This is a genomic window from Candidatus Neomarinimicrobiota bacterium (genome assembly GCA_018651745.1).
In the GTDB taxonomy this organism is placed as follows: Bacteria; Fidelibacterota; Marinisomatia; order Marinisomatales; family TCS55; genus JAAZYX01.
The window spans coordinates 61,374-81,819 of sequence record JABIDL010000011.1; the positions used below are offsets into that span (position 1 = coordinate 61,374).

The 20,446-nt window shown below is 39.5% G+C and carries 15 protein-coding genes and 1 tRNA gene; 2 read left to right on the forward strand and 14 right to left on the reverse strand.

What is annotated here, in order from left to right:
- Window positions 1–3 precede the first annotated feature (3 nt).
- From HOD97_01995 to HOD97_02025, 7 genes are read right to left on the reverse strand one after another with little or no spacing between them, the layout of a single operon-like run.
- Window positions 4–1,266, reverse strand: a complete 1,263-nt coding sequence (locus tag HOD97_01995; GenBank protein MBT4280383.1) for an aminotransferase class V-fold PLP-dependent enzyme — start codon at window positions 1,264–1,266, stop codon at window positions 4–6.
- 21 nt (window positions 1,267–1,287) lie between these two features.
- Window positions 1,288–1,998: a hypothetical protein gene (locus HOD97_02000; protein MBT4280384.1), complete on the reverse strand. Its 711-nt coding sequence runs from the start codon at window positions 1,996–1,998 to the stop codon at window positions 1,288–1,290.
- Window positions 1,964–3,244 (reverse strand): 4Fe-4S dicluster domain-containing protein, encoded by a 1,281-nt coding sequence (locus tag HOD97_02005; GenBank protein ID MBT4280385.1) that lies wholly within the window; start codon window positions 3,242–3,244, stop codon window positions 1,964–1,966. Before HOD97_02005 ends, HOD97_02000 begins: the two co-directional genes overlap by 35 nt.
- Window positions 3,245–3,508, reverse strand: coding sequence for a hypothetical protein (locus HOD97_02010; GenBank protein ID MBT4280386.1), 264 nt, complete (start codon window positions 3,506–3,508; stop codon window positions 3,245–3,247). It abuts the gene before it with no gap.
- A complete protein-coding gene (locus HOD97_02015) occupies window positions 3,502–7,020 on the reverse strand; it encodes a molybdopterin-dependent oxidoreductase (GenBank protein MBT4280387.1) in 3,519 nt (1,172 codons plus the stop codon). The genes HOD97_02010 and HOD97_02015 overlap by 7 nt, the downstream gene beginning before the upstream one ends.
- Window positions 7,021–7,022: 2 nt before the next feature.
- A complete protein-coding gene (locus HOD97_02020) occupies window positions 7,023–8,579 on the reverse strand; it encodes a hypothetical protein (GenBank protein MBT4280388.1) in 1,557 nt (518 codons plus the stop codon).
- 10 nt (window positions 8,580–8,589) lie between these two features.
- Window positions 8,590–9,261: a phenylalanine-4-hydroxylase gene (locus HOD97_02025; protein ID MBT4280389.1), complete on the reverse strand. Its 672-nt coding sequence runs from the start codon at window positions 9,259–9,261 to the stop codon at window positions 8,590–8,592.
- 337 nt (window positions 9,262–9,598) lie between these two features.
- On the opposite strand from HOD97_02025, the gene HOD97_02030 reads away from it, so the two are divergent.
- Window positions 9,599–10,303, forward strand: a complete 705-nt coding sequence (locus HOD97_02030; protein ID MBT4280390.1) for a hypothetical protein — start codon at window positions 9,599–9,601, stop codon at window positions 10,301–10,303.
- An 80-nt stretch (window positions 10,304–10,383) separates the two neighbouring features.
- Here the strand turns inward: HOD97_02030 and HOD97_02035 are convergent, their stop codons facing one another.
- The 7 genes from HOD97_02035 to HOD97_02065 all read right to left on the reverse strand — a co-directional run bounded on the left by HOD97_02035 (window position 10,384) and on the right by HOD97_02065 (window position 20,380).
- A complete protein-coding gene (locus tag HOD97_02035; GenBank protein ID MBT4280391.1) occupies window positions 10,384–13,413 on the reverse strand; it encodes a c-type cytochrome in 3,030 nt (1,009 codons plus the stop codon).
- 5 nt (window positions 13,414–13,418) lie between these two features.
- Window positions 13,419–14,360: a cytochrome C gene (locus HOD97_02040; GenBank protein ID MBT4280392.1), complete on the reverse strand. Its 942-nt coding sequence runs from the start codon at window positions 14,358–14,360 to the stop codon at window positions 13,419–13,421.
- 180 nt (window positions 14,361–14,540) lie between these two features.
- The gene (locus HOD97_02045) at window positions 14,541–15,335 is read right to left on the reverse strand and encodes a DUF4405 domain-containing protein (GenBank protein MBT4280393.1); all 795 of its coding nucleotides are present in this window, start codon (window positions 15,333–15,335) and stop codon (window positions 14,541–14,543) included.
- Window positions 15,336–15,341: 6 nt separating this feature from the next.
- Entirely contained in the window at window positions 15,342–15,911 is a 570-nt protein-coding gene (locus HOD97_02050; protein ID MBT4280394.1) for a ubiquinol-cytochrome c reductase iron-sulfur subunit, read from the reverse strand.
- An 8-nt stretch (window positions 15,912–15,919) separates the two neighbouring features.
- Window positions 15,920–16,789 (reverse strand): HEAT repeat domain-containing protein, encoded by an 870-nt coding sequence (locus tag HOD97_02055; GenBank protein ID MBT4280395.1) that lies wholly within the window; start codon window positions 16,787–16,789, stop codon window positions 15,920–15,922.
- An 18-nt stretch (window positions 16,790–16,807) separates the two neighbouring features.
- Window positions 16,808–16,890 (reverse strand) — tRNA-Leu (locus tag HOD97_02060).
- Window positions 16,891–16,990: 100 nt separating this feature from the next.
- The gene (locus tag HOD97_02065) at window positions 16,991–20,380 is read right to left on the reverse strand and encodes a T9SS type A sorting domain-containing protein (protein MBT4280396.1); all 3,390 of its coding nucleotides are present in this window, start codon (window positions 20,378–20,380) and stop codon (window positions 16,991–16,993) included.
- Here HOD97_02065 and HOD97_02070 point away from each other — a divergent pair.
- Window positions 20,372–20,437: a hypothetical protein gene (locus HOD97_02070; protein MBT4280397.1), complete on the forward strand. Its 66-nt coding sequence runs from the start codon at window positions 20,372–20,374 to the stop codon at window positions 20,435–20,437. The two genes, HOD97_02065 and HOD97_02070, sit on opposite strands and share 9 nt — an antisense overlap.
- The last annotated feature ends 9 nt before the right edge of the window (window positions 20,438–20,446 follow it).

Genomic DNA, 20,446 nt, shown 5'->3' on the forward strand with positions numbered 1-20,446 from the left:
TTTTTATCCATAAGCTAAACTCATACCAAGATTATCTTTATTACATTGAGCAACATCAAGTAAAAATTTATCTATCAATTGCCAGTTTACGTGTTCCATGACAACAATCTTCCACCACTTGGGCTGGCCTTTATGCGTATCAGGTACCAAAGTATATTTTTCACAGATTCTCATTGGAATATCTTCCGAAGGAATTGTCACAATATTCATGAATTCATTCCTGAAAAACTGAACATCTAATTCAGATAAAGATTTACAAATAAAGTCCGATTTTATTATTAATTGTTCCATATGATCCATGAGACCTTTTGATCCATGCATATTTAAAATCATCCAAGTGGCAATTGCATTGGCTCCGGAACGGGAACCGCAAAGCGTATGGTCCAGTCCTTCTATATAACTGGCCTCTTCAGTCAAAACATTATCAATCAACCCTTTTCTTATAAGGAATATCCCTGTACCATAAGGCGCCTGCAGCATTTTATGCCCATCAACTGATATTGAATCCACATTTGGGTTCTCAAAATTGAAGACATTATTGGGATTGGTAAATGGGTAAATAAAACCTCCGAATGCAGCATCAACATGTATTTTAAATTGAATGTTATGAGATTTATATAAATGAGTAATCGAATCAATATCGTCAATAGATCCAAACATGGTTGTGCCCATATTCAATACTGTGATAAAATATTTAACACCATCCGCTTTCAGTTCGCTCAATAAATTATCAAGTTTTTCAAAATCAATTTCTCTGCTATTGAAATCAACGTTCAGTAATTTGAAATTCAATTGTAAAATATTACAAACTTTAAAAAGAGAATAATGAGTATCCTCCGAGAATAATACAATTATTTCATCATTTTTCGCATCTAAAACATTTTTATAATATTCACGGTAAATCCAAACAGCTTGCATATTGCATTCGGTGCCGCCAGAAGCAACATACCCGTCATAGTTGTTGGGTACTGCTTTAAATATCTCTTCTGCACATATCCGGAGTAAATCTAATTCAAGTTTTTGTGTACCCTGAAATGATGAAATTGATTTTTCATAGGTATGGAGTCCAATATGATTTGGGTTTTCTATAAAGGATTTAATGAATGGTGCATTTTCAAGAAAATCCGCATCCGCAGGAAACATTTTTGGATCAAGATATGTTGCTGGTAATCCCATTATATTATGGTCATAATAACTGGCATTATGCTCCAATGCATTAAATACAAAGGTTTTTAATTCATCAAAAGAATATACGGGCCAAAACATCTTTTAATCTTTCACATATTTTTAATTAATCGTGGCTTTTGATATTTTTTCACAATCAATAAAAGTGTGTAAAAACTTTCCACTCAAATTGTAAAAGTCACCATTAATTTTATCAGCCAGATTTCCAGCAAACATTTTGGCCCAATCTGAAAAATGATTTTGATTGAAATCAATAAATGCTGTTTCGCAAATCTCTTTTTCTTCATCTAATTCATTTGTTAGAGCTAACAACTCTTTTAGCAATAGGAAAGAAAGAAACTCGGTTTGAGTAGAAATATGATCGGCTCTTTCGATGGACTCCACTTCCATCCCGAATGCTTTATAAAATCCATTCAAGTCAGCCAGTTTCTGGGTGCGAAAAAACACATCGGAATTTTTTAAATGCTCCAATGCATAAGGAGCAATCTGCTTGGACAGGGTATGGCCAAATACATTCACAAATTCATTCCTGATATTTTCTTTTTTCTTTTCATCCAATTTTGACATCAACATTTGGAAAGATTTTGACAAGGTGGTTTCTTCACTATGCTCCAACTCTTCTATTTGGAAACAGGCATCCAGAACACAGCCTTGGATTTTGGGTGTGAACAACATGGCAAATTTTTCACTTTCGGGATCTGAAAACAGTGCAGACACAGTACCATAAAGAGTTGAACGTATTTCTAACAGATGGCTTTGTTTTGTTAATGTATCCATATCAAATTGAATTAAAATGAATGCCCGGCCGTTCATACATGGGTTCTTCCACTGTGGTGCGAACGCATTCTTTACCCTGTTCATTGTAACCGATCACCGTATCGTTGTATATATTTAATATCTTTTGTGAACCGTCTGAAAGTGTGACTTCTTTTTCATAAATCTTGGGACCTTTTTTAATTTGGTATTTATAGATCACTTCTCGTTGGGCACGGAAAAGTTGCAAAATCGCCATGAGTTCACGGGATGGCGCCGTGTAACGATCGATAGCTTGTTCCACTCCCGGGCCAAACATTTGGGTCAAATAAGCTCTGGGCGCCCATCTTGGCGGGATGTAAAAAATATTCGGTTCAGTCCCAAATTGTGGATAGAGCGGCAGGGCGACTTTTTCCTTTTGGATCATCCAGTATAATGGATTTTCTTCATCTTTTGTCCACAATCCATCTTGATTCATTTTCACTAAACCCTGCATTCGGATTTTCCCCACACAAGATGCCATACATCGTGTTTCTACCGAAACACCATCGGGTGTAATATGGTCATCCTGACCTTCCAATCTGGGATAACAAGCAATGCATTTTTCCGAAATTTTTGTCTGACCATTATACATGGCTTTCTTGTACGGACATGCTTCCACACATTTTCGATAACCGCGACACCGTTCCTGATCGATAAGAACCACACCGTCTTCATCTCGTTTATAAATGGCTTTTCTTGGACAAGCCGCCAAACAGGCTGGATAAGTGCAATGGTTGCAAATTCGCTGTAAATAGAAAAAGAAACTCTTATGTTCCGGCAGTTTGATAGGATCGGTAATATATCCCATTTTATCTTTCTTCGTCGATTTGGGCGGCGAAACATCTTCACCAATATTGGGTTTGGTCCATTCATGATCTTCAGGTAAATAGCCCAAAACACGGGATTGCCCATTTTGCGTTTTTTCTTTTTCAGCTGCTTCAAAAATGGTCATACCATCATATTCACCTTCATCGTTCCAAGTCATAGTTTTGTCTTGACGGTCATGAGCCTTTTGCATCAGGTTGAGCAATTTCACATCCCAATATTGGGGATAACCGCCATAGGGCTTTGTTTCAACATTATTCCACCACATCAATTCCTGTCCCTTGGAAAATGTCCAGGTGCTTTTGCAAGCCATGGTGCAGGTTTGGCAGGCAATACAGCGATTAATATTAAAAACGGCGGCAAATTGTCTTTCTGGATATTTCCCTTCATAAGGATAACTCATATCACGGTTTATTTGCCAATTATAGACTTTATTCATTTAGTTCTCCTGCCCATTTATCACATGAATATTTTCATAAATCTGACCAACAATTTTTTCAATGGATTCCTTTCCAAGTTGACTATAAGCCATAAACAAACCACCATAAAAAGGATTGGAAAACATAGTCAATAATTCATCTTTTGTTGTTCCCATATCTCGAAATTCTTCCGACATCACCTTCGCTTGATGAATTATATTTCCACCGGGGATTTCCATCGCTTTCATTTCGAAAGGATCTTCTTTATCGTAGTCTTTTACCATTCATCATCTCCGATGGTTGTGATATTTCCGGCAATATAATTTTCCATGAATTCATTTTCATTCGCTGGCGTGAAACCAGATTTAACTATGTCCAATTTCCCTTTTCCTTTCAAGCCACCTTTTTCAGCAAATGTGATTTTTACCAATGTTTCTTTTGGCGCGGTATTGATGGCGTGATTATCCGCTTCGTAACCGAATAAAAATCCCATTTTTGCTTTTGCTTTGTGGAAGAGACTATCCAATTGCTGCATGGGCATCTGCCAGCCATAGGTTAAGGATTGGTGAGAACCATAGCGATAACTGGCCTGATATCCCGTATCTATGGATTGAGCACGCCCATCCGCCCGGGTTTCATGAGCCAAAACAGATTTTTCAGTGGCCATCCATGCGCCGTGTTTTATCATGATCACATGGTAAGGATAAGATGGATTATAACGGCAACGGACTTTTAACCGTGCCACTTTATAAAATGGATCCTTCACATCAAAATTGCGATAAGGGCGATTTTGGGGATCCGAATCCACATAAACATAATCGCCATCTTCGATACCCAAATCCTTCGCCGCATCGGAATTCATATACATTGTATGCTCACCCACGCCGGGCTGCCGCTTATCCTTTCGATATGGATCGCCAAAGGGATTGCTCCAGATAAAGTGCCAATCCGTCACTGCCCAACTTGAATGGGTTGTATGGCGAGATTTTGGCGTTAAGCAATAAAATGAAAAACCGTCTTCCCATAAAAAGTTTTTGGTCTTTTTTACTTTCTGCCAAGGCAGTTTCAGATTCCGCGCCTGTCGTTCTCCCGCCGAAGTTGCATCAGCTGGAATACCATAATCTTCTGGACGAATTAGGGGATTGTTGGAAACAATTACATTGGGCAGATAAGGCGTTGCTTCAGGACCTTCCCGATGGACGATGAAATTTTCACCATATTCGATAATTTCCGGTTCATCGTTGTAGGCTTGCAGTCTTCCAGTGGGGGTATAAAAAGGTGTACTTTCCTTGATCTGCTCATAAAAAGGAATCCGGGGATAAGTCCGAAATAACATGAGCGCAGAACCGGGCTCGCCGTATTTCCCATCCATGATATCATTGGTTGTGTAACCTTTTGTCGTGTTGCTGCCGTCCAACAGACGATCAATATAGATTTCCGTCTTTCCTTCCAGCACGAATTTCCAGTATTCTTCGAATCGTTTATCTTTCAGGATTTTACCCAACTTTTCGGCAACACTTGCCCAAATGAGCACATCATCTTTGGAATCGAAAACTGGTTTCAAACCGCCATTCCAGATTTGCAAAAATGGATTGGAACAGGATGCAGTTAATTCATAACTCTGTTGTTCTGCCCAACTGTTGGCCGGCAGCACAATATCCGCATACTCGCAGGTGGCAGTCATTTCAATATCCTGACTGATGATCATTTCAATCCCGGGATTGGTATTTTTTATCATTTCATAATGATACTTGGCGTTGTTCAGCAGGTTTACATTGTTATGCCAAATCGCTTTGGTGGGGGTGGGCATGTGGGTTTCGCCGGTGAATGATTTTTTACCAAATTTGGGCGTATCCACCAATAAAGGGAAATCCCCTACATTCCAATACGATGGCTCTTCTCCCCGGGCATACCCCTTGATATTTAATTCCTTTGCGGTGGCTTTTGGATCCAAGTTGGGTGCAAATGGATCTTCCGCTACCCAGCCTTTAAATCCGGGTCCAACTTCTTTTGACCCTTGGAAAATCCCTGCTTTATAATTTCCGGCCCAGGTATGGCACCCGGCACCCCGCTTGCCAATATTTCCGGTGAGAATCACCGGCAAATAACAGGCGCGATTATTTTCCACAGCATGGAACCAGTGATTTAATCCTTCACCAATATGGATCGCCGCCGGCTTGATTGTGGCCAGATCTTTGGCCAATTGTTGAATCAATTCCCTATTTGAATGGGTGATTTCAACCACCGAATCGAGATCATAATCTTTTAAATGAATATGCTTATACGCCCAGAAAACGGTGCATATTTCAATTTCATTTCCGTCCTTATCTTTGATGGTTCCATCCCAATCAAGCGCCGGATCAATTTTTTTCTTTTTCAGGAATTCGCCAATATCTTCCCGGGTGAGCGGCTGGACAGATTTGGTCGTCCTGTCAAAAATGGTAAAATCACCAATTTTTTCATACTGCTCTTTTTTCATGCCGTGGATTTTGAAACTGGGACCATTTTCGGATAGTTGGTTTTTATAGTCTGGAATAAAATCTTCCGGCTTCAGGCGTTTCAGCGTATCTTTTCTAATTAATAAGGGGAAGTCCGAAAATTCTTTCAGGAATTTCTTATCGTGCCAGTTTTTATCAATAATAATCTTGGAAATACCGAGCAATAAAGCAGTATCTGTATTGGGTCGAACGGTGAGCCAATAATCAGCCTTGGAAGACGAAGCGCCGTATTCCGGTGAAATATTCACCAATTTTCCGCCCCGTTCCATGATCTCTGCCGCAAAGTGGTTATCAGCCCGTTTATTCTCCACCAAGTTTTTCCCAATCGAAACCAACAGTTTGCTGTAACGCATTTCATTCATATCCACATCGGAAGCCTGTAATCCATGAACAAATGGAAAACCGGGTGCCTGATCACCATGCCAAGTATAGTTAGACCAATTGCGGCCGGCTTTTGCATCTTTTTTGCTAACGCCGCGAACATGATGATCCACCAACGCCAACGTATTGCTGAAGCGGTAAGCGCCATATTTCCCTATCACACCTAATAAACCCATACCACCCCGCAACTTTATAGTGCGCGTCCCGGCGCCTTCCCAATGGGTGAGCATTTCTTCAGGATAGCCTTGTTCCAGCAATCGCTTTTTCCCAATATCGCCGCTGTAAGTTGTGGATATATTGATGAGTCCATTGGCAATGTAGTTTTCAATTTTATCCCAGGATATTTTCACCAAAGTATCCGTCCCGCGGGAATTGAATTTGTATTTGTCTCGGTTCGACTGCGTAAGGTATGGAAAGCCATCATCCGCCCATCGCTTCCAGCCTTTTCTCACCATGGGATATTTTAATCGGTAACTGCCGTAAATGCGCCGGTGAAAAGTGAATCCGTTGGAACAACCCCGTGGATTCCATGCATGGGTGCATTGGTTGCCGTAAAGGTCTTTAATTTTATGGGAATCGTAATTTTGTTCAGTCCGAATCATAACGCCATTGCGTTTGAAGCCCCGCATTCGGCATTCGTGGGTACAATTGGGAGAACAGATAAAAGTGAAAGAATCGTCAAATTTGTATTGGTTGCGGTAGATCTTTTCCCAATCCCTGTTTGGATAATGGGTCAGAGGATTCTCAATCCCGGGAATACCTTTCAGAAAAAACATACTTCCGGGCATGGACCATAAAAGTCCGGCGCTACCTAACCCAGCTGTACCGGCCTTTAAAAAATCCCGACGGCTAATCCCGTTTTGTGGTTTTTGATTTTCAGGATTGACTTTACCATTATTAATAGAGTCTTTATTCATTACTAATCCTTCAGTTCTAATTCATACCAAGTTGAAACCATTTTTTGTCCATTCCGATCTTTTTCACTGCCATTCCAAATCGCAAATGCAATGGGAGAGGATTTGTCTTTCTTAAAATTCACTTTTTGTTCTGAATCGGATTGGAGTTTGCGGACAAATACAACCTGCCATTTTTGTCCGTCCCATGTGCCATTACCCATTACCTTTTGTTCATTTTCAGAAAAGGGTGTTACCGTTTGGGGACCTACTGCTGTTACATTTTCGACAGGCGATGTTTTCCCTAATTCAGAATTGATATTTCCTGCATCTCTTCCGGAGAGATAAGCCATATCATTCATGAGTGTGGGGTAAGTGTTCACATTTGAATCACTGATCCGATTGGCGTAAGCCAATACAATATCGGATTCCGTTTTTTCATTGGTCCGCATTTGCCATTCTGCTTTCCAAAACCAAATGTCTGTAGGATGATCTTCAGACCCCATTCCATGAAATCCTTTGGTTCCATCAAGTGAGAATTGAATAGCCGCCCCATCCTGAAAATCCTGTACCCGATATAATTCTTGATCTTGGGACTGATCTTCCCATTCCATTTTGATGGCAATATATTTTGAATTATAAAGAGCCTGCACATTCACCATTTGGTAATTCACATTGTCACTTTGCCATAGGCGGGAGATCGGAATGGAATAGGTTTTAGCACGATTCCATAAAGAAAAAGAAGCGTCCATAAATTGATCGGGTTTGACAAATCGACTTGTCTTTACGGCCGCCAGCTTTCTATCTTTTGCTTGATTCTGTAATATATTATCTGGTTTTGTTTCCAGACTTTTTACATAATGAACCAAAGCCCAAGCCAGTTTATTCTCTTCGGATTTTGGCTTTCCTAACACTTCAGCCAGATTTCCGTAGGATGGCATTGGCGTTCCATCCATTCCTCCTACAAATCGTAAATATAAATCCCGATTTGTTCCCCCGCCCAGGTATACACCGCTGGTAAAATCTTTTGGAATAATTGGATATCCTTGGGAATCCACCAGTTTTTGGGATGACAATCCATCACCTTTACCGGTATTCCCATGGCACATATTGCAACCAACTTCTGTATAAATTGATCTCCCTAATTCAATGAGTTCATTCGTTACGGGTAATTCATCCGGTACAGATATTTTTTGAACACCTTTATTATTCATTGAACTGAATTTTTTCACAATATCAACCAGAGATTTTATTTCATGTTTTTGTAAAAAATTGAAGGGCGGCATGGCCGTTCCCGGCATTCCATCGTGAATTGTAGTAAACAGATCCTGATCGGTGGGAGGGTTGCCGGCAGAAGTGGATTTTATTTTGAATACGCCATTGGTCAAGTCTCGTGGTTTTGGATAAAGTAGGTATGAATAATCTCCGTTCCCATTTCCATCTATTCCATGACATCCGGAGCAATATTCCTTATATAAAATTTCACTTTCTTTATTTTGAGCCAACAGAAAAGAGAGCGTGAATAAGATTGGAAGCGATCGTAAAATAATTCTCTGAGTATTAATTTTATTTTTATTAAACAATTTCAACCTATCAAGTATTTACTTTCTGAACCAGTTCTTCAACACATCCATAAAGCTGTTCTTTATTATCTAATATGAATAGCTTGTTCTGCATTTCATCGATTCGAAATTCTTGATTAATCATAAGTTCAATATCAAAGTCAATTACTTCAGGTCCACCACTGAGTGCAAAGTCACATTCACCAATAGACGATGCAATTCCGGCGCCAAATGCACGGGGGCCGTCATCTGTTTTGATGAGGCCAAATTCAATGGTAAACCAGAAAAACCGTTCAAACTGATGGAATTTTTTTTCATTATCAATAAACATGCAGGCAACTTCACCAATTTTTTGACAAAAGTCAGCGTATTCTCTATCAATCAAAAAAGGAATATGTCCATACAGATCATGAATCATATCCGGTTCGGGTGTATAACTCAAATCTCCTTTATCTCTAATAAAATTCCCAATAGGGAATAATCGTTTTGCCAAAAGAGAATAAAAACTTTCTCCATTTTCCAGACCAGAAACATACACTCCATTAAATCCACTACTTTTCTCTAATTGTCTATTGATATCAAATAGTTGTGGAATTTTTTCTGCTGAAATATTCAAAGTTGCCAGCCCGCTATGGAACACATCTACAACTTGTTGACTTCGGGTTTTTTCATGCATAGATAAAACAGTATTCCATGTATCCATTTCATCCTTAGTAAATATTCTGCCCCTTGACAAGGGCATTATATAAACAATAACATCAATTTGATAACTCTCGGAGAAGCGCTAGAACAACAAAAATTTGCATTCATAAATACCTTTTTCACTCATTTCCTTTATATTATTAATGACAAAAATGTCAAATATTTTTTGTGGAATATATTATCTCAATATAATATTATTGTGTTATTAAATACAAGCATCAAAGGTTGCATTATCTTTTTGATGATTATTAGTTTTAACAACACCCTTTGATTAGGTTAATTTGAGCAATTAAATTCGCAGGTTTAATTTAGAACAATCCAAAGGAGTTGTATCAGATATGAAATACAAAACTAGTTTTTTAATTCTTTTTTCATTTTCAGTTTCGTTGATTGCAGGCGATTTGTTAGGAACAGTAAAATATGAGGGAAAAGCTCCCAAAAGAAAAGCTGTCCGAATGGATTCTGACCCTGTTTGCGGTGCGTCTCATCAAGCAAAAGTTTATAACGAAAGTTTTATTGTTGATGAAAAAGGCAATATGGCAAACGTTCTTGTATATTTAAAAGATGTTAAATTTGACGGCGACACGCCAACAGACCCAGTCATATTAGATCAAAGTGGGTGCATGTACTCTCCACATGTTTCTGGAGTTATAGCCGGTCAGAATGTAAAAATCTTAAATAGCGATGCTACAATGCACAATATCCATGGATTACCTAAAGTCAACAAAGAATTCAATTTTGGTATGCCTAAAACTGTGAAGGAAAAAGTTATTTCATTTGAAAAAGCTGAAGATGTGTTTAAAGTTAAATGCGATGTACACCCGTGGATGAGATCTTATATTCAAGTTTTTAATCATCCCTATTTTGCAGTAACTTCGAGTGACGGTTCTTTTAAAATTAGTGATATTCCTCCCGGTCAGTATGAAGTTATTGCCTGGCAGGAAAAATTTAGCCCACGATACGGAATTTTAGAAAAAAGTGTTACCATTGGAAAAGAATCAACAGAATTAATTTTGACGTTTAAGAGACCCGATAAAAAATAATCGGGTCAACCCTCCTACAAAAAAGGGGCGAGTTTACTCGCCCCTTTTTTATTTAATAATTATTGGATTTGAGATTCTAGCTACCAATCCTCATCCTCTTCGTCCTCTACAATAAATCCGTACCCTTCTACTTTCAAATGTTTCTTTACAATGGATGAAACATCCTTACGTCCTTCTAAGCCCCAAAGATAATCTCTAAGTGCATTGAGTAATATCTCGCTATCCGGATGCAATTTGGCAACATCTTTCCCCCAATTAGACCGCACATCTTCAGTGGGTTCATCAACCGGAAGATACGGTGCCGGCATTTTGGTTCCGGGCATGATAGCCTGTGGATCTCGTAACCAATCTACAACCCATCCGGGACGTAATCTCTCTTTGGTCAACGCCAGATTTGGAGCCCATGTTAGCGCCGCCTGTTTTGGTTTTTTAGATCCATAAAAATGACAATTATTACAGGCGCCTAATTCCTGAATTACTTTTCCTGCTTTATACTTTGTTGAATTTCTATTAACCTTATGAGGATTTTCATACGCCAACATTTGGTCATCTTTATACTGAAAATACTTTATCATTTTATTCCAATCATTATTGGATATCATATTAAAACTGGGCATTCGAACCTGTAAATTCGGTCGAATCATGATTGGATTCTTGAAAAAATTATATAACCAAGTAGGTTGAACTTTTTTCCCTTCAGAATTTAAAATTGGTGGACCAAAAGATTGGACTAGGTTTGCGTCTTCCGCAGATTCTGTGCCTCCAACTTCTTCCAACCATTCAGCGACAGTCGATAATATAGCGCCACCATCTCCATCAATATTATGACACCCTTTGCAATTATACGTTTGGAGAAGACGTTCACCCTCCTCAACCACCATATTACGCGTTGTTCTGGGAGGTAGTTTATCAGCGGGAAGTTCGTCATCAACCCACCCCATAATAACCGTAACAATTGCATCAAGTTCGTCTTCATTTAATCCAAAATGAGGCATACGCATTTTTTCCAACGGACGCTTCACTTTCATTTCATAATTCTGTTCTCCTTGCGGAATCATATCATAAATACGGGGATTATCTAATTTCAAACGAAACCAATCCCATTTTGTGTGATCAATTTCATCATGCAAATAACCAAAATCTAGTTTGGTAATTAATTTACTTCCCTCGATAGAAAGTGGAGTGCCAATTGGTTTCGCATTTTCAAACCCGCTAATATCATGACATCCAAAACAACCATAATGACTTACCAACTTTTCTCCCGCAAAATTTAGTTTATGATTGATATCCATTGTATCAAGAACAGAATCCACCTCTTTTTTACGCCTAGTTTGTTCTAGGAACGATTTTACAATTTTATTTAGTTCGCCTTCATTTAAATCTGGAATAATTTGACTATCAAATTCTTCATTCCGATTGGACACTAAAAAGGCAGATATATCAGCTGCTTCTTGTTTATTTAAACGAAGATTCGGCATTTTGGATTCAGGATGATATCCTTGGGGATTTCTAATCCAATTGTAAACCCAACGCTGGGAAGTCTTGGATCCTAAATGAATTAGATTGGGACCTTGTTGGCGGCGCATTGAATTAAAGGAAGTTTCCCACTCGCTTTCAGAATCTTCTTCCATGCGATGGCATCCTTTACAACCGAGAGAATTCACCAACATTCTGCCGTTTTCTATATTCCCCGTCGATACTCGATCCATTTTGTATGATTCGCTCTGATTAAACAGAAATGTCACAATAGCATGGATTTCCTGATTTGTACGTTTGATCGATTCTTCATTATTGGAATTAATTTGTTTGAAAAAATGCGGCATCCATGTGTCGTGGCGGAATTCCCGTGGAGCATAAATCCACTTATATGCAAAATCTTTGGTTGTCTTAGACGCAATCTTTTTTAGTCCGGGACCAGATTTTGGAGTTTCTTCCCAACGATCTATCTGATGGCAACCAAAACAGCCACCTTTTTCTACGATGGCGAGTCCAAGACTTAATTTCGGCGCCCCCTTTACAGGCATGGTTCCACTATGACATTTATAACACGATGCTTCCACTAGGCTCATTGGCAGCATTGGCTCACTCCAATGGTGAAGTTTGTGCCAATGATATTTTTCTTCCCATTCTTTCTTCTGTTCTTCAGAATCGGGATAATGTACACTTGAAATAAAATCGGTACCACGTCCACGCCCCATATGGCAGGTTGTGCAACCAAATTCCTTCATCGGATGTGCAGAATTTGGTGCTATATATTTTTCTAAATCCGGATGAGTTGTATAGGGTTGTTGTGCATCCTCAAATCCGGGTTTATCAATTCCAAGATGACACGTCACACATCGATCAACCTTCGGGACATCCAAGAAAATAAGGTCATCTTTTAAATCCTTTACCACAACTTGTTTCACTTCGTAATACGGGTTAATGAAATCAAGGATTGGTAAATCGCGCACCACATTCCCAATTTTATTGGCAAATGACATCGCTTCCGGATCAGTTTTTTTCAATCTACGTTCTAGGAGAACTTTAGACCGTTTAACTCGCCCAACTCGATCTTTGGCCTTTTTAACATTTGACTGAATTTTCTTTACGGATTCTTCTTCTGTTTCGAGATACGATTCTATGGATTCCAAATCCATTTTAAAGGTTAGAGTTTCCTCTTTTAACCGATTCAACTTCGCAGCCTCGACTTGTTTCTCTCCATGACCAAACATTGCCTGCTCAACAGTATATTTCTGAGCATCGTAGAGTGCTTTTGAAAATTGATAAAGCTGATTCATGCGATACTGTTCAGCTTTTAACGTGTCAATAGTGATTTGAAATGAATTAAGTTTATCCTCATTGGAAGACAATTCATTCTCAGCATCTTGAAGCTCTGAAGAAACAAGATCATATTTCTCGTTAGAAGCCAATTCTTTTTCAGCAGCACTAAGATCCAATCGAATTTTTTCTATTTCTAATTTTCGGAAAGTTTTTTGGTATGGTTTCCATTGGCGATTAAAGTCATTCGCAAACACCAATAACCAAACAAAGGTGAACAGTAAGCTTGAAATAGCGAACCATTTGTTCAACTTTAGAATATTGTAATGACGTTCTTGAGATTGATGCATAAAGGTCAGATATTGAAAAAATACTCAGGAATTGCAATAATGTATTTGAGATTGAAAATCCATCTTAAATACATCTTAACGGGTAGCATAATTGTGGTAAGGAGGAGAATTACGAAAATTGAATATCGAAAAGATCCCAAATCATTGTAAAATCGTTTTAAGAGTGTCTTTGCTAACAGCGGAGGTAAAATTAGGAAATAGATTCCCAAAACAGCAAATCCCCATATTTCACGAAGTAGTATATTTTCCGGCAATGCGGAATGAAGCCATTTCACATATACAAATTCGGATAAATTAATATTGGTTAGGGGTGCCAGTTTATGAATATCCCAATATTCAAACGGACCAAAGAAATTCCAATTGGGACCGCGTAAAAAAGTGCCGACAATAATTAGCATATTCCACAAAATCAACCAACCAAACATGAACATTGCAATCGAAAATTTTCTATTTTTATAACTATAATATCCCGATCCTTCAGGATTTCTATCCAAAAATGGAATCGCCATTAAACCGACTATAATTAATGACGGGAACAATACACCTGCAAGCCACGGATCAAAATATACGAGCAATTCCTGTAGACCCAAAAAATACCAGGGTGCTTTAGCGGGATTGGGTGATTCCGTTGGATTCGCAGGTTCTTCGATAGGTGCCGGTAATCCGATAGACCAAACCATCAAAAATGCTGAAAACAGAATCAGAGCAATAAATTCTACATAAACCAAATCCGGCCATACCAATACTTTATCATTAGGCGGATCATAATATTCATCCGGTTTCTCACCGGCTAACATTCTTTCGTCATTTCGATACGCTTGTCGCATAGAAAGCCAGGTAAAGAAAAATAAAAGAAAAATGAGACCTGATATCGGTACATTATCAGGTTTTAAAACAATCGCTCGAAAATTAGGATCATTTAATCCAATGATAAAAAATCCAATCATTGCAGTAGTAATTATGATGAAACCTTTTTTCGTCCAAATAAGATGAAGCCCTAAGCGTCTATGCCATTTATCAAACCATTCCGATGGAGGGAAAATAAAAAAGAACGATGTCACCGTGATCGTAAAAAGAATGGTCGGGTTTGACAGGGTATTTACAAGGTCTTTAAATGCTTCCATAATCTACACAGGAGTGGAAATTCCCCCATCCTTTCTAACGCGCCAAAAATGTACTGCCATAAATATCATGATAATAAATGGAAGGCCGATACAGTGGAGAACATAAAATCTTAACAATGCCGCTTCGCCCATAAATCGTCCACCGATAAGAGCAAATCTGACATCACTAGCCATGGTAACAAAATTAATATCACCGATTGCCAGCATGGCTGCGCCCGGACCTTCGTGCCCAAGAAAAGGTGTTGCCCGCGCCATATTAGATCCAACCGTAATCGCCCAAATTGCCAGCTGATCCCATGGCAATAGATAACCGGTAAAACTAAGCAACAATGTTAATAGCAATAAAATTACCCCAACCGCCCAATTAAATTCTCTCGGCGGTTTGTATGAACCTGTCATAAACACACGGAACATATGCAGCCAAACCGTTATCACCATAGCATGTGCGCCCCAACGATGTACTTCGCGCATAATTCCGAAAGGAACTTGTTCGCCAAGATCAATAATATCCGTATATGCATATTCAATTGTCGGTCTATAATAAAACATGAGTAAAATTCCAGAAATTGTCAAAATTAGGAATATGAAAAAAGATAGACCACCCATGCACCAAGTAAACTTTAGCTTTACTGCATGTTTGGGAAGACGAACCGGATGAAGATGAAGAAATACTGAATTCAGCACTGCCATCATTCGCTGACGGCGACTTTTTGGAACACCACCTCCGCGGAAAATTGATTTCCATACCGGAGTTTCTTTTGCCCTTTCTAAAAAAGGTTTCTTTTTGTTTTCAGCCATAGAGTATTATACCTTTAATAATGCCTCAGGATCAGACCATTGTCCTTTTTCCTGTTGAAACTTTCGTGTTTTATCTACAATAATTTGCCCGTCATCTGCCAATACAATTCTATATCGTTCAAGTGGACGGGGAGCGGGTCCTTCAAAATTAATTCCAGAAGCCTGAAATCCGCTACCATGGCAGGGACACTTAAATTTGCGTTCATTGGGGAGCCAATTTGGCGTGCAACCTAAATGTGTGCACACAGTTGAAAGAGCATAAATCCCTTCGTCATTCCGTACCATCCACACGCCATATTTATCTTTCCACCGTAAATCAACATCGCCCTTGACATAATCATCCGGGAACCCAGCTCGAAAGGTTTGCTCCGGCTCAAACAGAACATTAGGAAAAAAGAATCGAAGCATCATGGTAAAAAAGCCACCCGTTGCTGCAACAAATGCCAACCAGCCGAAAGAAAGCCAGGAAAAAAAGGATCTCCTAGTTACGTCTTTGGATTCTTTTGAATGTTCTAGTGCAGCCGGTGGTCTTCGACCGGGATCTTTTGTGACGGTTTTCTTTTCAATATCTACCATTTGAAAATCTAACTTTCTTTTTCCTTCAATATCTTTCTAGCCGCATTTCGTATATGCAGATTTCTATCGAAATCTCTTAGCTTTATTAATGATTGTTTTAATTCAGGATCCAAAATCCACCGCGAAGCTTTCACAGTAATCAAAATAGCCTGATCTTGCTCTCCAGCATCAATATTTGGAAAAGAATCTAAATAACTTCTATCCAAGAGGTCTAATAAAATTTTCTTTCCGGCATTATTTTGCATCTTTGCTAAAGCAATCGCTGAATCCCAACGAATATTTGGTTCTAAATCTTCAAGTGTTCGTATTAAATGCGGAATTGCAGATCTTTCACCAATAATCCCTAAACCAATAACTGCCTGCAGTTTAACTTGTGGTAAGGAATGTTCCAGTAATTCTATTAGTGGTTGAACGCCGTCCGAACTACCGATAAGGCCAATTGCTCTCGTAGCTGATGCAATGATAACCTCATCATCATTTAATGCATTGATTAGAGGTTGTAAATAAGCTGTTTTCCCTGGTTGCCCCATTGCCAAAGCTAAATATTGTCTTACTCGAGGGTCACGATCGTGTTTAGCATACTCAAATGCTGATATCATTTCTTCCTCAAACCGTGGATCATTTGGAACTAATTTGGGATTGGATAATATTTTAGATAATTCAAAGGCGCCTTGCCACCGTTTGGTGTTACCGCCTACTTTTACATCTACCAAGTAATCTTCTGCCGTCCGAGGTTCATCCGTAAGTATCCGCACCATGAGAAACACCAACAATGCAAACCCCGCAATAATTAGAGGAACCACAAAAAAGCTGTGGACTACAACTTTCAATATGGATTGTTTATCCTTTGGAGGATTTATCGGATCAAATGGTGTCATGTATCATACATATATTTGTGCCGCGGAAAGGACTCGAACCTTCACGCTTTGAGAGCACTAGATCCTAAATCTAGCGTGTCTACCAATTCCACCACCGCGGCATTACTCAGACGCGGAAATTACATCCATTCATAGCGCACAGAAACAAAAAAGGGCTGAGAAAGTCAGCCCTTTTAAATAATACTAATAAACAGTTACGGATTATTTCATGAGAAGCATTTTTCGAGTAGCGGAGTGATATCCTGTGTTAATCCTGTAAAGATAAACACCTGCACTAACTGCTCGACCTTTTTCATCCGTTCCATTCCATGCGACTTGTTTTCTACCAGCAGACTCATGCCCCTGAATTAAAACTTTAACTTGTCTTCCCATCATATCATACACGGTAAGACGGACATCAGATGCCTTTGGTAAATCGTAAGATACAATGGTTGCCGGGTTAAAGGGATTTGGATAATTCTGATGTAGGCTAAATGTTTTTGGGATAACATTTGTTTCAGTATCCGTGGCTAATGCCACACTACTTTGTCCCATTCCCATAGAATACAGAACTTGTTGGCTTTCATTCGTGGCAGCTGTATGAGTTATCATTAACATTGCGCTACCAAAATATCCGGACGTTTCATCAACATAGACTGTTACATCTGCAATCGCCCCCGTGCCCGGTGCAATGCCTCCTGAATTGAAATAACCCCAAATGTATGCATCGCCTGTTTCAATTTCACCTGAACCAGGACCGATAGATCCGGAACCTGTTGTTCCTCCTGATAATCTAGTAGTAGGCTGAACATCAATAGCAAGTAACGCATTTGGTAAATCAATGACTTTTACTTCAAAATATCCCACAGTCGCTGTGTTTGCGAGCCCAATAGAATAACCACTCACCTTACCCGATGCAGTCGTCACAATATCCGTAATGGTAAAAATAGCTTCCGGAACTCCAACCCCGATTGACGCAGGATATGATTCCACATACATTTCCACCGAGCTAGCATCTGTCATGCTCACATCTGAAATGTTAACAATGACAGCCGATCCGGTTGGGGCAAAGCTTGAAATTGCAAACTCGATATCCGCTAAATGCGTTGTGCCGGGACCAATTCCATTATTGCCTGAGAGATCAAAAAGTAAAATTTGATAAGTTCCACCAACAATCGCACCACTAATCTGCCAACCATTCGTCGCATTCGTCACATTCACGGATGAGCCAACAACATATCCGGCACCACCATCATCAATATTAAACTGGACAGCATGTACATTTTGAGTATTATTGAGCAGTAGCGACAAAGATACTGATTGACCCGGATCACCATAATTATTTAATAACATTAATGATTGCGTCTCAACATCAATCTCAAAAATACCTGCATTTGAAGACCACGGCATTTCATTCCCATTGGCATCAACAATTTCTGCGCCGGTGATCGTTAGATTCAGCGTCAAAGCCTCAAGGCTAAACGGTGTAACTACAACTTTACAAACCGCACCGTTTCCAGATCCCAAAAGACTTCCTGTGGCCGAAAATCCTGTTACTTCAAATTCACCATCAGAGTTCTCCGCCACATCTACAATCCACCCATTGGTTCTGTCAGAAGTCAATACATCAACAGCAATTAGTTTGTCCGGGACATCTGCTACTATAAATCCAAAGGATGAAATTCCGCCGTCATTATTAATTGTGAGATCCAAAGTATCCGGATGACCTGAAAGTGCTTCACCGCTACCAATTCCAATTTCAACCCACTCGACAGGGGTACCGGTTGCTTCATTAGATGGACCGGATTCACCCATATCGCCATAATCAGCAGTCACAACATAATGGTAATCAACACCATTACTGACATCGGTATCCTCATAAGTCTCGGCAGATGCGCCGACTGATGAAATGAAATTCAAAGAAGAAACATCTACAGGTGATGTTGTGGACCGATAAATATTGTAACCTGATAAATCGCGATTTGTTTCTCTTGTATTGGGAAATGTCGGGTTTCCGTTAGATAATGCTAAAGTTTTTAATTCTGAAGATAATGGTTCTGAATTCCTTGCGGAAAAAATTGTACCGAAACCAGCTATTAAATCATCTGATCCAGTAATTGTTACATCATCCATATAAATGGCACCATTATCATCCGCAACCACATGAAAGCCGACTATAACATTACTTTCTCCGGCATAAGCGGAAAGATCTAAATTTGTTTCATACCAAGTAAAATCTTCCCATTCGCCTATGTCTCCGAAAGTCCAAAGATAATTACCCCAAGTGGTTCCACCATCGGTGCTGACTTTAACAAATAAATCACCATTGTCGTTGGTCACGTGCCATGTATAACTCGAATTCCAAAAAAATCCAAGTGAAACAGAAGTTTCACTACTTAAATCAAGCGAAGGTGTCATAAGCCATGTGTCAATATTAAATCCCCAATCTACCTGAGCGTTGTATGTCCCGGTATTTGGATTTCCATCTGAAATATGCCAATAGGAATTCGGCCCTGTTGTCGCATCTCCCGGTGTTCCGCCACCTTGAATAGTTGCCCAGTTCCCAAATTCGCCATCTTCAAACCCTTGGTCAATTGGAAGTTCGTCGGTTCCGCCTCCGCCACCTCCACCACCGCCGGATCCTGGTATACTCCAAGTCAGAGTTACTTGGGCATCTTCTCCAGATGAAGCAGTTAACGAATGTGGTCTGTCTAAATATCCCGGCCAAACATTTACGGACCCGCTTGTAGCTTCAGAAATCCAATAAGAACCGCCAATACTATCAGAAGCGACCGGGTTTTCAATTTGTACCTCAACCTCTCCTACATAAGCTAATGAGTCGATCCGAAAACGAACATTCAATACTTCGCCACTTCCAGCAGCAACGTTATTATTACCGGAATTGTAAATTATAAATCGCGTTCCATTGGATTGGTTTGAAGTAGATAAAGTAAAATTTTCCGTACGGGTGGCAAGCCAAACAGAATCCAAAGTTAAATATTCCGGTTCATCCACCAAGTCAAACTGAAAGCCGCCAACAGCACCATCATTTACCATTGAAATGTGAAGCGTAACTAAATCTGTAATATCACCTGAATCTGAATCCATACTAAAAGATACAACATTCCCAATTTCAATTTTTCCGTCCACGCCAACTGATGGGAGAGCCACTCCGGCCGAATCCGTAACGACAAGGTTGGAAATGGGCAATTCTATTACGGATGATGCAATGCTAGAAGCATCATAAATAAGTAATAACACAGTGTCGGAATTCGCCGGAATCGGGCTTATTCCTGTTCCATTGTAAAACAATATTCTATTCGTCCCATTTGAATATGTGGTGAATGATGCGGTAAATCCGGATGCATTTCCCGTACCGGAAACAGTAGTAAGGTCAACAATATCCGGGGAACCTGTAATATCAAATTGGATTCCACCCACAGTATTGGATGGATTGTTCACCATAACCGGCACCGTCACAGAAGTTGGATACCCATCAAATTCAACCTCACCAATTGAAACCGTAACGGTATCAGCATAGAGAGGCGCTTGGCTAATTATAGCCAGAGCAATTGTAATTAATAACTGCATTAGTCGTGTTGTTTGTTTCATAGTATTTTACCAAATTTCCTTGTTTTCAGGGGAATAATCACCCACAACTGTTCTTGAGAAAGTGGC